At 73.3% G+C, this 14534-nt stretch carries 8 protein-coding genes; 5 read left to right on the top strand and 3 right to left on the bottom strand.

The features are described 5' to 3' along the window. Positions 1 to 436: 436 nt before the first annotated feature. From ACFY12_RS22765 to ACFY12_RS22755, 3 genes are all read right to left on the bottom strand, one after another. Positions 437 to 1900 (bottom strand): glutamate synthase subunit beta, encoded by a 1464-nt coding sequence (locus ACFY12_RS22765; protein WP_390717676.1) that lies wholly within the window; start codon positions 1898 to 1900, stop codon positions 437 to 439. Further along, positions 1893 to 6518, bottom strand: coding sequence for a glutamate synthase large subunit (gene gltB, locus ACFY12_RS22760; RefSeq protein ID WP_390717675.1), 4626 nt, complete (start codon positions 6516 to 6518; stop codon positions 1893 to 1895). The genes ACFY12_RS22765 and gltB overlap by 8 nt, the downstream gene beginning before the upstream one ends. 300 nt (positions 6519 to 6818) lie before the next feature. Beyond that, on the bottom strand, positions 6819 to 7550 hold the full coding sequence (locus tag ACFY12_RS22755) for a VIT1/CCC1 transporter family protein (protein ID WP_390717866.1): 732 nt from the start codon (positions 7548 to 7550) through the stop codon (positions 6819 to 6821). A gap of 341 nt (positions 7551 to 7891) precedes the next feature. On the opposite strand from ACFY12_RS22755, the gene ACFY12_RS22750 reads away from it, so the two are divergent. From ACFY12_RS22750 to ACFY12_RS22730, 5 genes are read left to right on the top strand one after another with little or no spacing between them, the layout of a single operon-like run. After that, complete coding sequence (locus ACFY12_RS22750; RefSeq protein ID WP_390717674.1) at positions 7892 to 8998, top strand: ADP-ribosylglycohydrolase family protein; 1107 nt, start codon at positions 7892 to 7894, stop codon at positions 8996 to 8998. Then, positions 8995 to 10368 carry an ADP-ribosylglycohydrolase family protein gene (locus tag ACFY12_RS22745; protein ID WP_390717673.1) on the top strand — a complete coding sequence of 458 codons (1374 nt, stop codon included), beginning with the start codon at positions 8995 to 8997 and terminating at the stop codon, positions 10366 to 10368. The genes ACFY12_RS22750 and ACFY12_RS22745 overlap by 4 nt, the downstream gene beginning before the upstream one ends. Continuing rightward, on the top strand, positions 10365 to 11729 hold the full coding sequence (locus ACFY12_RS22740; protein ID WP_390717672.1) for an ADP-ribosylglycohydrolase family protein: 1365 nt from the start codon (positions 10365 to 10367) through the stop codon (positions 11727 to 11729). The genes ACFY12_RS22745 and ACFY12_RS22740 overlap by 4 nt, the downstream gene beginning before the upstream one ends. Further along, on the top strand, positions 11726 to 13183 hold the full coding sequence (locus ACFY12_RS22735) for an ADP-ribosylglycohydrolase family protein (protein ID WP_390717671.1): 1458 nt from the start codon (positions 11726 to 11728) through the stop codon (positions 13181 to 13183). Before ACFY12_RS22740 ends, ACFY12_RS22735 begins: the two co-directional genes overlap by 4 nt. Then, positions 13180 to 14493, top strand: coding sequence for a CaiB/BaiF CoA transferase family protein (locus tag ACFY12_RS22730; RefSeq protein WP_390717670.1), 1314 nt, complete (start codon positions 13180 to 13182; stop codon positions 14491 to 14493). The genes ACFY12_RS22735 and ACFY12_RS22730 overlap by 4 nt, the downstream gene beginning before the upstream one ends. The last annotated feature ends 41 nt before the right edge of the window (positions 14494 to 14534 follow it).

Here is a 14534-nt window from a genome sequence, read left to right as displayed (position 1 = left end):
ATTCCCGGGGGTATGCGGTATTCCCGTGACGGGGCGACGACCCCCGGCGGGACGACGACCCGCAGCGCGTGACGGGGGTCAGGGTCCCAGCGACTGCCCTCCGGTCGAGGCGAGGGCCCCCGGTGCCTGCTCTCCCGCCGGGGCGAGGAACCCGCGGCGCCTGCCCTCCGGTCGGGGGGAGGGGACAGGCGCCGCGGTCGGGATCCGGGGTCGGCCCCGGGTCCCGTGCCTCCGTACGACGTTGTACGGGACATTCAGGGACCGGCTAGACGGACTAGACGGACTGGACGGGACCAGACGGGCCGCACGTGATCAGACTGCCCGCAGGGCATCCGGTTTCACGGTCCGCCGGCGGTCACGCGACCGGTAGCACAGCCCGTCATGCGACCATCACGCGACCGGTAGCACAGCCGTCGCGTGACCGTCGCACGGCCGGTCACACGGTAAGTGCCCGGTCCGTAGGCCGGATCGGGGCCGGCAGGTCGCTGGCTCCGGTCAGGTAGCGGTCCACGCCGCGGGCGGCGGAGCGGCCCTCGGCGATGGCCCACACGATCAGCGACTGGCCGCGGCCGGCGTCGCCGGCGACGAACACGCCGGGGACGTTGGTGGCGAAGTCGGCGTCGCGGGCGACGTTGCCGCGCTCGTCGAGTTCCAGGCCGAACTGCTCGACCAGCCCGTTCTTCTGGTCGGTGCCGGTGAAGCCCATGGCGAGGGTGACCAGCTGGGCGGGGATACGGCGCTCCGTCCCCGGCTTCTGCTCCAGTTTGCCGTCCTTGAACTCCACCTCGGCCAGGTGCAGCCACTGGACGTTGCCGTCCTCGTCGCCCTCGAAGCGGGTGGTGGAGACGGAGTAGACGCGTTCGCCGCCCTCCTCGTGGGCGGAGGTGACCTTGTAGAGCATCGGGAAGGTCGGCCAGGGCTGGGTGTGCGGATCACGCTCCTCGCCCGGCCGGGGCATGATCTCCAACTGCGTGACGGAGGCGGCGCCCTGGCGGTGCGCGGTGCCGACGCAGTCCGCGCCGGTGTCGCCGCCGCCGATGACGACGACGTGCTTGCCCTCGGCGGTGATCGGGGCGACCGTCAGATCGCCCTCCTGCACCTTGTTGGCGAGCGGCAGGTACTCCATGGCGAAGTGGATACCGTTCAGCTCGCGGCCCGGCACCGGCAGATCACGCGATGTGGTGGCGCCGGCCGCGATGACGACGGCGTCGTAGCGCTTGCGCAGCCTGGCCGCGTCGAGGTCACGGCCGATCTCCACCTCCGTACGGAACTTGGTGCCCTCCGCGCGCATCTGCTCGATACGGCGGTTGATGTGGCGCTTCTCCATCTTGAACTCGGGGATGCCGTAGCGGAGGAGCCCCCCGATGCGGTCCGCGCGCTCGTAGACGGCGACGGTGTGGCCGGCGCGGGTCAGCTGCTGGGCGGCGGCCAGGCCGGCCGGGCCGGAGCCGATGACGGCGACGGTCTTGCCGGAGAGGCGCTCGGGCGGCTGCGGGGTGACGTCGCCGCTGTCCCACGCCTTGTCGATGATGGAGACTTCGACGTTCTTGATGGTGACGGGCGGCTGGTTGATGCCGAGGACGCAGGCGGACTCGCAGGGGGCGGGGCAGAGACGCCCGGTGAACTCGGGGAAGTTGTTGGTGGCGTGCAGCCGCTCGCTGGCGCCGGTCCAGTCGTCGCGGTAGGCGTAGTCGTTCCACTCGGGGATGAGGTTTCCGAGCGGGCAGCCGTTGTGACAGAAGGGGATGCCGCAGTCCATGCAGCGCGACGCCTGGGTGCTGATGATCGGCAGCAGGGAGCCGGGCCGGTAGACCTCGTTCCAGTCCTTGACGCGCTCCTCGACCGGGCGGGTCTCGGCGACCTCGCGGCCGTGGGTCAGGAAGCCCTTGGGGTCAGCCATGGGTTGCCGCCTCCATCATCTTCTCGTGGGTCTCGGACTCGGAGAGTCCGGCGCGCTCGGCGGCGTCCTTCGCGGCGAGCACTGCCTGGTAGGTGGCCGGGACGACCTTGCTGAAGCGGGCGGTGGCGGCGTCCCAGTCGGCGAGGAGCCCGGCGGCGACGGTCGAGCCGGTCTCCTCCTGGTGGCGGCGCACCACGTCGTGCAGCCACTGCTTGTCGGTGTCGTCCAGCACGGTGACGGCACCGGCCAGTTCGCGGTTGACGTTGTCCGGGGCCAGGTCGATGACGTAGGCGATACCGCCGGACATGCCCGCCGCGAAGTTGCGGCCGGTCTCGCCCAGGACGACGGCGCGGCCGCCGGTCATGTACTCGCAGCCGTGGTCGCCGACGCCCTCGGAGACCACCGTGGCACCGGAGTTGCGGACGCAGAACCGCTCGCCGACCCGGCCGCGCAGGAACAGTTCGCCGCCGGTGGCGCCGTAGGCGAGGGTGTTGCCCGCGATGGTGGAGTACTCGGCGAGGTGGTCGGCGCCGCGGTCCGGGCGGACGATGATCCGGCCGCCCGAGAGGCCCTTGCCGACGTAGTCGTTGGCGTCACCCTCCAGCCGCAGCGTGACACCGCGCGGCAGGAACGCGCCGAAGGACTGGCCGGCCGAGCCGGTGAAGGTGATGTCGATGGTGTCGTCGGGCAGGCCGGCGCCGCCGAACTTCTTGGTGACCTGGTGGCCGAGCATGGTGCCGACGGTCCGGTTGATGTTGCGGATCGCGACCTGGGCCCGTACGGGCTGGGCGGTCTCGGCGGTGTCCGCGGCCAGTGCGTCGGCGGCCAGCTCGATCAGGTCGTTGTCGAGGGCCTTCTCCAGGGCGTGATCCTGGACGGTGGCCTGGTGGCGGACGGCGCCGTCGGGGAGGGCGGGGACGTGCAGCAGCGGGGCCAGGTCCAGGCCCTGTGCCTTCCAGTGGCCGACGGCCCGGGTGGTGTCGAGCAGTTCGGCGTGGCCGACGGCCTCTTCGAGGGTACGGAAGCCCAGCTCGGCGAGGAGCTCGCGGACCTCTTCGGCGATGAACTCGAAGAAGTTGACGACGTATTCGGCCTTGCCGGAGAACCGGTCGCGGAGCTCCGGGTTCTGGGTGGCGATGCCGACCGGGCAGGTGTCCAGGTGGCAGACGCGCATCATGACGCAGCCGGAGACGACCAGCGGGGCGGTGGCGAAGCCGAACTCCTCGGCGCCGAGCAGCGCGGCGATGACGACGTCGCGGCCGGTCTTGAGCTGGCCGTCGGTCTGCACGACGATGCGGTCGCGCAGGCCGTTGAGCAGCAGCGTCTGCTGGGTCTCGGCGAGGCCGAGCTCCCAGGGGCCGCCGGCGTGCTTGAGGGAGGTGAGCGGGGAGGCGCCCGTACCGCCGTCGTGGCCGGAGATGAGGACGACGTCCGCGTGCGCCTTCGACACACCCGCGGCGACCGTGCCGACGCCGACCTCGGAGACCAGCTTCACGTGGATGCGGGCGGCCGGGTTGGCGTTCTTGAGGTCGTGGATCAGCTGAGCCAGGTCCTCGATGGAGTAGATGTCGTGGTGCGGCGGCGGGGAGATCAGGCCGACGCCGGGCGTGGAGTGCCGGGTCCTGGCGACCCAGGGGTAGACCTTGTGGCCGGGCAGCTGGCCGCCCTCTCCGGGCTTGGCGCCCTGGGCCATCTTGATCTGGATGTCGTCGGCGTTGACGAGGTACTCGGAGGTGACGCCGAAGCGGCCGGAGGCGACCTGCTTGATGGCGGAGCGGCGCGCCGGGTCGTAGAGGCGCTCCGGGTCCTCGCCGCCCTCACCGGTGTTGGACTTGCCGCCCAGCTGGTTCATGGCGATGGCGAGGGTTTCGTGCGCCTCCTGGGAGATGGAGCCGTACGACATGGCGCCGGTGGAGAAGCGCTTGACGATCTCGGAGGCCGGCTCGACCTCGTCGAGGGGGATCGGGGGACGCCCCTCGTGGCCGGCCTTGAAGGCGAAGAGGCCGCGGAGCGTCATCAGCCGCTCCGACTGCTCGTTCACCCGCTCGGTGTACTTCTTGAAGATGTCGTAGCGGCGGGCGCGGGTGGAGTGCTGGAGCCGGAAGACGGTCTCCGGGTCGAAGAGGTGCGGTTCGCCCTCGCGGCGCCACTGGTACTCGCCGCCGATCTCCAGGGCGCGGTGCGCCGGGGCGATGCCGGAGGCCGGGTAGGCCTTGGCGTGCCGCGCCGCGACCTCCTGGGCGATGACGCCCAGGTCGGCGCCGCCGATCTTGGTGGCGGTGCCCTGGAAGTACGTGGCGACGAAGTCCTCGTCCAGGCCGACGGCTTCGAAGACCTGGGCGCCCCGGTAGGAGGCGACGGTGGAGATGCCCATCTTGGACATGACCTTCAGCACGCCCTTGCCGAGCGCCTTGATCAGGTTCCGGATGGCGGTCTCGGCCTCGATGTCCGGCAGGAACGTGCCGGCCCGGACCAGGTCCTCGACGGACTCCATGGCCAGGTACGGGTTGACCGCGGCCGCGCCGTAGCCGATGAGCAGTGCGATGTGGTGGACCTCGCGGACGTCGCCGGCCTCGACGAGCAGGCCGACCTGGGTACGGGTCCTGGTGGCGATCAGGTGGTGGTGGACGGCGGCGGTGAGCAGCAGCGACGGGATCGGGGCGTGCTCGGCGTCGGAGTGCCGGTCGGAGAGGACGATCAGCCGGGCGCCGTCGGCGATGGCGGTGTCGGCCTCGGCGCAGATCTCCCGGATCCGGGCGGCCAGCGACTCGCCGCCGCCGGAGACCCGGTAGAGGCCGGAGAGGGTCACGGCCTTCATACCGGGCATGTCGCCGTCGGCGTTGATGTGGATGAGCTTGGCCAGCTCGTCGTTGTCGATGACGGGGAAGGGCAGGGTGACGCTGCGGCAGGAGGCCGCGGTGGGCTCCAGGAGGTTGCCCTGGGGGCCGAGCGAGGAGATCAGCGAGGTGACCAGCTCCTCGCGGATGGCGTCCAGCGGCGGGTTGGTGACCTGCGCGAAGAGCTGGGTGAAGTAGTCGAAGAGCAGCCGGGGGCGCTCGGAGAGCGCGGCGATCGGCGAGTCGGTGCCCATGGAGCCGATCGGCTCGGCGCCGGCCTTGGCCATCGGGGCGAGGATGACGCGGAGTTCTTCCTCGGTGTAGCCGAAGGTCTGCTGGCGGCGGGTGACCGAGGCGTGGGTGTGCACGATGTGCTCGCGCTCGGGCAGGTCGGCCAGCTCGATCAGGCCGGAGTCCAGCCACTCCTGGTAGGGGTGTTCGGCGGCGAGCCGCGCCTTGATCTCGTCGTCCTCGATGATGCGGTGCTCGGCGGTGTCGACGAGGAACATCCGGCCGGGCTGGAGGCGGCCCTTGCGGACCACGTTCGCCGGGTCGATGTCCAGGACGCCGACCTCGGAGGAGAGCACGACCAGGCCGTCGTCGGTGACCCAGTAGCGGCCGGGGCGCAGTCCGTTGCGGTCGAGGACGGCGCCGACCTGGGTGCCGTCGGTGAAGGTGACGCAGGCCGGGCCGTCCCAGGGCTCCATCATCGTGGAGTGGTACTGGTAGAAGGCGCGCCGGGCCGGGTCCATGGAGGGGGAGTTCTCCCAGGCCTCGGGGACCATCATCAGCACCGCGTGCGGCAGCGGGCGGCCGCCGAGGTGGAGCAGCTCCAGGACCTCGTCGAAGGAGGCGGAGTCGGAGGCGTCCGGGGTGCAGACGGGGAAGAGCCGGTCGAGGTCCGCCTCACCGAAGAGCTGGGAGGCGAGCTGGGACTCGCGGGCGCGCATCCAGTTGCGGTTGCCCTTGACCGTGTTGATCTCGCCGTTGTGCGCGACGAAGCGGTACGGGTGGGCCAGCGGCCAGCTCGGGAAGGTGTTGGTGGAGAACCGCGAGTGGACCAGCGCGATGGCGGTGGCGAAGCGGCGGTCGGACAGGTCCGGGAAGAAGGGCTCCAGCTGGCCGGTGGTCAGCATGCCCTTGTACACGATCGTCCGGGCGGAGAGCGACGGGAAGTAGACGCCCGCTTCGCGCTCGGCGCGCTTGCGCAGGGCGAACGCCTTGCGGTCCAGGGCCAGGCCGGTGCGCCGGGTGCCGCCGTCGCCGTGGTCGGCGACGAACAGCTGGGAGAAGGCCGGCATGGTGGCGCGGGCGCCGTTGCCGAGCAGCTGCGGGGCGACCGGGACGACCCGCCAGCCGATGACGTCGAGGCCCTCCTCCACGGCGATCGTCTCGATGCGTGAGACGGCCTCGGCCGCTTCGTGGGCGTCGGAGGGGAGGAAGGCGATGCCGACGGCGTACGCGCCGGCTTCGGGGAGCTCGAAGGCGACCTCGTCGCGCAGGAACGCGTCCGGCACCTGGAGCAGGATGCCGGCGCCGTCCCCCGAGTCGGGTTCCGAGCCGGTGGCACCGCGGTGCTCCAGGTTCGTCAGGACGGTGAGCGCCTGCTCGACCAGCGCGTGGCTGGCCTCGCCGGTAAGGGTGGCCACGAAGCCGACGCCACAGGCGTCGCGCTCGTCGCGCGGGTCGTACATCCCCTGCCGGGCGGGGCGGCCGTCCATGGGCGACCAGGCGGCGTCAGCGCTGCTGGTGGTCGCGGAGTGCGTGGACGCGTGGCGCATCGGCTCTCCCAACGTCGTCGTGGCATAGACACTGCCGAGGGACGACGTTGGCCCTCCGCGAAATTTCGTGCAGGTTACAGGATGGCTCCCTTCCCGAAAAGCGAAAAGGGGCTTCCAACATGCGGACACCGCAGTTGCGGTGGGTCAGGTGACGGTATGACGCGGGCGGAATCCGGGCCTACCCGCAGGGCGGCGTTCGGCGAGCGACATTGCCCGCGACGCCAGGGCCTTATGCCCGGTCGTCAAGGAAACGAAACCGCTGAGTAACGCGGTCATCATGCGGTCACCCGGATGGCGCAGTCACCCTACGACGGTTCCGAAGAGTGCCCCCAGGGCGTAGGTCACACCTGCGGCGGCCCCGCCGAGGGCCAGTTGCCGCAGCCCGCTGAACCACCAGGAACGCGCCGTCACCCGCGCCACGACCGCACCACAGGCGAAGAGTCCGAGGAGCGCCAACAGCACCGCCGGCCAGATCGCGGAAGCCCCCAACAGGTAAGGAAGGACAGGCAAAATCGCACCCAAAGCAAACGATCCGAAGGATGAGACCGCTGCTACGGCGGGAGAAGGAAGGTCGGACGGGTCGACACCCAACTCCTCACGGGCATGGATCTCCAGGGCCTGCTCGGGGTCCTTCGAGAGCTGCGCGACCACCTCGCGGGCGAGCGCCGGATCCACCCCGCGCGAGGTGTACAGGGCGGCCAGCTCCGCCTGCTCGTCCTTCGGGTGCTTGCGCAGCTGAGCCCGCTCGATGTCCAGCTCGGCCTGCACGAGCTCGCGCTGCGAGGCGACCGAAGTGTATTCACCCGCGGCCATCGAGAAGGCGCCGGCGGCCATCCCCGCCAGGCCGGTGATGATGATCGTCTGCTGGGACAGCGCACCGCCGGCGACGCCCGTCATCAGGGCGAGGTTGGAGACCAGGCCGTCCATCGCGCCGAAGACGGCGGGGCGCAGCCAGCCGCCGTTCACATCGCGGTGGGTGTGGTTGTCGCGGTGGGCCACATGCGTCGGCGCCGCGGCATCCATGATCTCCATGACGGACATAGCTGGACCTGCTTCCTTCACCGGGGTGTGGGCCGACGGCGGCACTTCCCCCTCCAACACCTCGAAGCTATGCGCGAATTGCCCTCCTCCGCTAGCAAGGAAGGCCGAACTTACCTCTCTGACCTGCGGTTTTCCTCCGATGCGGGAGTTGAGACCCCGGTCACAGCGGGTGCCGGGAGCTGTCCATGGGCCGTTCGCGGGCCGTCCGCGATGTGCCTCTGGTCCGTCTGCGATGTGCCCGTGGTCCGCCTGTGGTCTGTCCGGGGAGTCGACCGGGTGACCCTGCCGCCGTGGGCAGGAGAGCCGGGCCGCGGCGTGGCACGGATACCACCATGAACCCAGAGCACCCCCCGTCCCCGCCGCCGGAGCGTCCCGCCCCGGTACGCGACCGGGCCCGCGGTGCGCTGCTGGGGCTGGCCGTCGGGGATGCGCTGGGCGCGCCCGCGGAGAACATGAAGCCCTCTCAGATCCGGTGCCGCTGGGGCCGGATCGAGGGCTTCGTCGAGGACGACCCGGCCGGCACCGACGACACCGAGTACGCCATCTTCTCCGGGCTGCTGCTGGCGGCACACGGTTCGGCGCTGACCGTCGCCGATGTCGAGGCGGCCTGGCACCAGTGGATCGCCGACCGCGACGAAGGGCCGTTCCGTGGCGCCGGTTTCAGCGAGCGCGGCACCCTGGAGAATCTGCGCCGCGGCCTGGCCGCCCCCATCTCGGCACAGCACCGGCACGCCTGGAGCGACGGACTGGCGATGCGCGCCGCGCCGTTCGGGGTGTTCGCCGCCGGCCGGCCCGCCGAGGCCGCCCGGCTGGTCGCCATCGATGGCACGGTCAGCCACGACGGGGAAGGGATCCACGGCGGGCGGGCGGTGGCTGCCGGGGTGGCCGCCGCCATGGTGGCCGACTCCCCGAACGCGGTGATCGCCGCCGCGCTCTCCGTCGTACCGGAGGACTCCTGGACCGCCCGCTCGCTGCGCCGCGCGGTGGGCGCCGCCCAGCGCTGCCGGCACGATCCGGAGATCACCCGGCTCGGCACCGAGCGCGCGGTGCGCTCCGCCGTGGTGGTCGGCGGCTACCCCTGGACGGATCTGGCGCCGGAGGCCGTCGGCCTGGCGTTCGGGGCCTTCGCCGCGGCCGGTGGTGACTTCTCCGGGTCGGTGCTGACCGCGGTGAACATGGGCCGCGACGCCGACACCACGGCGGCGGTGGCCGGCGCGCTGGCCGGTGCGCTCCACGGGGCCGACGCGATCCCCGAGGCCTGGAGCGCCGCCATCGGCCCGGCCCGTGGCAGCTGTCTGCCGTCGATGGCCGGCTATCACGTCCTGGACGTCGCGGCGCTGCTGGCACCGGGTGGCGGGGCGGCGGACGGGACCGGCGCCGGGGCCGCCGCGAACGCGGTGAGCGGGGCGCACGCGGCGAGCGGGGTGGGGGCCGGATGAGTGGCCGGTGCCCGCCCCGGGTCGTCGCGGCCCCCTCTCCCCGCAGCCGTATCGAGGGGCTGTTGCTCGGGCTGGCCGCGGGCGATGCCGCCGGGTGGCCCGCCGCGCGGCACCGGGCGGCGCGGATGCCCGAGTGGACCCGGCGGCTCACCCGCGAGCTGGACACCTTCGCCGAACAGAACGCCACCACCACGCTCCCTGTGCCGATCGCCCTCAACCAGCCGCCGGAGCCGCTGCTCCTCGGCCCGTCCGACGACGCCGAATGGGCGGCCTTCACCGCCGAGGCCGTGCTCACCGCCGCCGGTGCCCGGCTCGGCGGCACCGGTGGGGACCGCCGGATCCGCGCCGCCCTCGACCTGGCGTGGAACGCGCTGGCCAACGAGGTCGCCGCGGCCGCGGACCGGGCCCCCGAGGTGGAGTCCGCGGTGCTGCCGCTGCGCGCGCGGATCTCCGTACGGGCCGGGCTGGGCAACCTCGCCGCCGGGCTGCGGCCGCCCGCCACCGGCCACGACAATCCGCACTTCTTCGACGACGCGGCCTGCGTAAGGGCCGCCGTCCTGGCCGTGGTGCACCCGGGCGAACCGGCCGCGGCGGCCGATCTGGCCGAGTACGACGCGCGCTACACCCAGGACGGCGACGGGGTGCACGGCGCCCGGGCGATGGCCGCCGCGGTCGCGGCCGCGCTCGCCGGGCGGCCCGCCGCGGACTGCGTCGGCACCGCGCTCGGCCAGCTCCCCGAGGGCACCGAGATCCGCCGCAACGCGCTGCACGCGCTCCGGCTGGCCGAGACCTTCGCCTTCGACTCCCCCGGCCGGGACGGCCGTTCGGCCCACTCCGGCCACTCCGGCCGCCCCTCCGGCCGCCCCTGCCCCGGCCGTTCCGGTGACGCCTTCGCCCTGGTACCCGTGCTGGAGCACGAGATCGTCGACCACGTCTACAGCTACGGCATCGCCGCCGCCGAGACCGTCCCCGTCGCGCTGGCACTCGCGCTGGCGACGGACGGGCTGGTCGCCGAGGCGGTCCCGGCCGCCGCCTGTCTGTCCCGGGTCGCGGACTCCGCGCCCGCCCTCGCCGGGGCGCTGACCGGGGCGCTGACCGGCGCCGCCGCGCTGCCCCGCACCTGGCGTGACGCCTGCCGGGTGCTCTCCGGCTGCGCGCTGCCCCGGCTGGCCGGCACCGACCTGGTCGAGCTGGCCGGGCGGCTCGCCGGTACCGGACAGCTCGCCGGTACCGAGCCGACCGCGACCACCCCTCAGGCCCCGCCCGAAGCCCACCCCACAGCCGTCTCCCCAGCCGTCTCCCCAGCTCTCCCCGAGGCCGCACCGGCCCCGGCCTGCTCCCCCACTGCGGAAGGACTCCTCCATCCATGACGTACACCAGCGAGACCCCGCCGACCGCGCCGGGCCTGCCCGACCCCCCGGCCGCGGCCGCCCGGGTCCGGCCGGTCGCGCCCACGGCAGCCGACGCACCGGCGGCGCGCCCTTCCCCCAAGGACCTCCGACAAGCCCCCAGTCTCAACTCCGTTCGACCGGGGGGACCCCCATCGGTCCAGGGGGGACCCCCATCGCCTTCCCTGGAGGACCGGGCGATCGGTGCGCTGGTCGGCGCGGCCGTCGGTGACGCGCTCGGCGGGCCGGTCGAGGGCCGGGCGCCCGAGGAGATCGTCAGACGGCACGGCGGCCGGGTCACCGGCATCGTCGGCCCGTTCCACGACGACTGGCGCACCGCCCGCCCGCTCGCCCCGTACCACAAGGGAAACGGGCACGTCACCGACGACACCCTGATGACCCATGCCCTGGTCCGGGTCTACGAGTCGGTACGCGACCACCTCGACGCCTACGACATCGCCGACCACCTCGTACCTGACCTGATCGGCACCCCGCGCTGGATCCCGGAGCTGGAGGCCGAGGCGCTGCCGCTGCAACGGATCTTCCTCGCCGAGAAGTGGATCGTGGCACGGCTGCACTACGGCCACGCCGATCCGCGCGAGGCGGGCGTCGGCAACATCGTCAACTGCGGTGCGGCGATGTACATGGCGCCGGTCGGTATCGTCAACGCCGGTAACCCGGACCGGGCCTACGCCGAGGCGCTGGACATCGCCGGCGCCCATCAGTCCTCGTACGGGCGGGAGGCGGCGGGGGTGTTCGCCGCCGCGGTGGCCGCCGCGTTCGCGCCCGACGCCACTCCGTCCTCGGTGGTCGTCCAGGCGCTGCGGCTCGCCAAGGACGGCACCCGCGCCGCGATCGAGGCGGTCTGCGAGGCCGCCGCGCCGCTCGCGGACTTCGAGTCCGCGCTGGCGCCGCTGCGGGCGGCGGTCGCCCCGTTCGACACCGTCGGCCCCGACTACCGCAACCCCTCACTGGGCGCCCGCCGCCCCTCCCGGCTGCACTCCGTCGAGGAACTCCCCATCGCCCTGGGCATGTTGCTGGTCGGGCGCGGCGACTACCGGGCCACCGTCCTCGGCTCGGTCAACTACGGCCGCGACTGCGACTCGATCGCCACGATGAGCGGCGCGCTGGCCGGCGCGCTGCGCGGTGCCGCGGCCGTACCGGAGGAGTGGAGCGGGGAGGTCGCCCGCGCCAGCCGGCTGGATCTGCAGGCGCCCGGCGCGTCGCTGGCCACCGTCGCCCGCGAGATCTTCACCCGGGACCGGGCCCGCGCCCGTACCCATGAGCAGGCCTTCACCGCGATCTCGGCCATCCCGGCGATGACGGAGGCGGGCGTACGGTGACGACCACGGCGGCCGGTGCCCGGCCGGCGCCACCGGCGTACGGGGCGCCGCTCCGGGTGACCTGGGTGCAGCCGGAGGACCTGCTCGGGCACGAGCTGCGGCAGGCGGCGGAGGACGGCCGGGACGCCGCCGGGATCGCGCACCGGTGGCGGACCGCGGGCGGCCCGCCGGCACCGGACCGGGCGGGCGCCTCCCCCGGCCCCGCCGACCCGGCCCTGCGCCCCCTGGCGACGGCACTGCTCGATGAACTCGCCCTGCTGCCCTGCCCGTTGGCGGACGACGAGCCCACCGAACTGACGGGCATTCAGCGATCCTGGCCTCGCGGGACGTTGACGGCTCGGGTGGACGGCGAGGGGGCGCTGACCGCGCGGCTGGAAGCCGCCTGGCTCGGGCGGGCGGCCGGATGTCTGCTCGGCAAACCGGTCGAGAAGCTGCCGCTCGACGGGATCCGGGCGATCGCCCGCTCGACCGGGAACTGGCCGCTGCGCGGGTACTTCACCGGGACCGGACTCGACCCGGCGGTCGCCGCCCGCCACCCGTGGAACCGCCGCAGCCGGGACACCTCGCTCGCCGAGAACATCGCCGGGATGCCCGAGGACGACGACCTCGACCACCCGCTGCTGGGGCTGCTGCTGCTCGAACGTCACGGGCCCGGCTTCGGCACGTCCGATCTGGCACAGCTGTGGCTGGACGAGCTGCCGGCCGGCCGTACCTTCACCGCCGAGCGCATCGCGTACCGCAACCTCCTCGACGGGATCGAGCCGCCGGACACCGCGCGGTACCGCAACCCGTTCCGGGAGTGGATCGGCGCGCGGATCCGGGCGGACGTCCACGGCTGGACCCGGCCCGGCGATCCGGCGGCCGCCGCGGCGCAGGCCTGGCGGGACGCCGTCCTCAGCCACACCGCGAACGGGGTGTACGCGGCGATGTTCGCGGCCGCCGCGCTCTCGGCCGCGGCCGGTGGTGACGCGGATGTGCACGGCGCACTGCGGGCCGGGCTCGCCGTGGTCCCGCCGCGGTCCCGGCTCGCCCGGGCCGTCCGCCTGGGCATCGCGGCGGCACACGACGAGCCGACCGGCACGGCGGAGGGCTTCGCGGCCGTCGTCGACCGGCTGCACGCGGAGTACCGGCACCACCACTGGGTGCACGCGGTGCCGAACGCGGCGCTGCTGGCCGCCGCGCTCACCCATGCCGACGGGGACTTCACCGGCTCCCTCTGCCGTGCGGTGTCCGGCGGCTGGGACACCGACTCCAACGGCGCGACGGCCGGTTCCCTGGCCGGACTGCTCGCCGGGTCGCCGGCCGCGCTGCCCGACCGCTGGACGGCACCCCTCGGCAACCGGCTCGCCACCGGCGTCGGAGGGCTGGACGGCATCGGCTTCGACACCCTGGCGCGCCGGACCGCCGCGCTCGCCGTCCGCACCCCCGACCGACCGGAGGCATCCGCACCATGACCGGCCATCACACCCCGACGGACCCGTCCCGGTCCGGCCCGCCAGGACAGGCGGGGCAGGAGGGACAGGCGAGGCAGGCGAGGCAGGAGGGACGGAAGAGACAGGAGGGGCAAGAGGGACTCCCGGCGCAGGCCCTGGCCGGGCTGCGGGTGCTCGACCTCGCCACGCTCTTCGCCGGGCCGCTGGCCGCCACCCTGCTGGGGGACTTCGGTGCCGAGGTGATCAAGATCGAGCATCCGCGGCGGCCGGACCCTGCGCGTGGCCACGGGCCGGCCGAGGACGGCATCGGACTGTGGTGGAAGCTGCTCGGCCGCAACAAGAAGACCATGACGCTGGATCTGTCCCACCCGGACGGCCGGGACGTGCTGCTGCGGCTGGCCGCCGGGTCCGATGTCATCATCGAGAACTTCCGGCCCGGAACGCTGGAGAAGTGGGGCCTGGGCTGGGACGAGCTGTCCGCCGTCAACCCGCGGCTGGTACTGGCCCGGGTGACCGGCTTCGGCCAGTTCGGCCCGTACGCCCGGCGCCCCGGGTTCGGCACGCTCGCCGAGGCGATGAGCGGATTCGCCGCGATCACCGGGCAGCCGGACGGGCCGCCGACCCTGCCGCCGTTCGGCCTCGCCGACGGGATCGCCGCGCTGACCACGTCGTACGCCGTGCTGACCGCGCTGCGCGGGCGGGACTCCGACGGCCGCGGCCAGGTCGTGGACCTGGCGCTGATCGAGCCGCTGCTGACCGTGCTCGGCCCGCAGCCGCTCTGGTACGAACAGCTCGGCCACGTCCAGACGAGGACCGGCAACCGGTCCGGGAACGTCGCGCCGCGGAACACCTACCGCACCGCGGACGGCTCATGGGTGGCGGTCTCCACCTCGGCCGAGTCCGTCGCCGAGCGGGTGATGCGGCTCGTCGGCCGGCCGGAGCTGATCGACGAACCCTGGTTCTCGACCGGCACCGGGCGGGCCGCGCACGCCGATGAGCTGGACGAGGCGGTCGGCGGATGGATCGCCCGGCACGACCGGGCCGCGGTGCTGGCCGCGTTCGAGAAGGCCGAGGCGGCCGTCGCGCCCGTCTACGACATCCGCGGTGTGCTGGCGGATCCGCAGTATCAGGCACTGGGGACCGTCACCGAGGTCCCGGACGACGAACTGGGCACCCTGCGGATGCAGAACGTCCTCTTCCGGCTCTCGGAGACACCGGGCGCCATCCGCTGGGCGGGCCGCCCGCACGGCGCGGACACCGACGAGGTGCTGACCGGGATCGGTATGGACCGCGCCACGATCGACGGACTGCGCCGGGCGGGTGCGCTGTGACGGTGCGCCCTCCTCGGGAGACCGGCACTCCCCGGGCTTCC

This window comes from Streptomyces sp. NPDC001339 (genome assembly GCF_042895955.1).
Lineage (GTDB): Bacteria > Actinomycetota > Actinomycetes > Streptomycetales > Streptomycetaceae > Streptomyces.
This window is presented reverse-complemented; position numbering and strand designations above follow the sequence as displayed.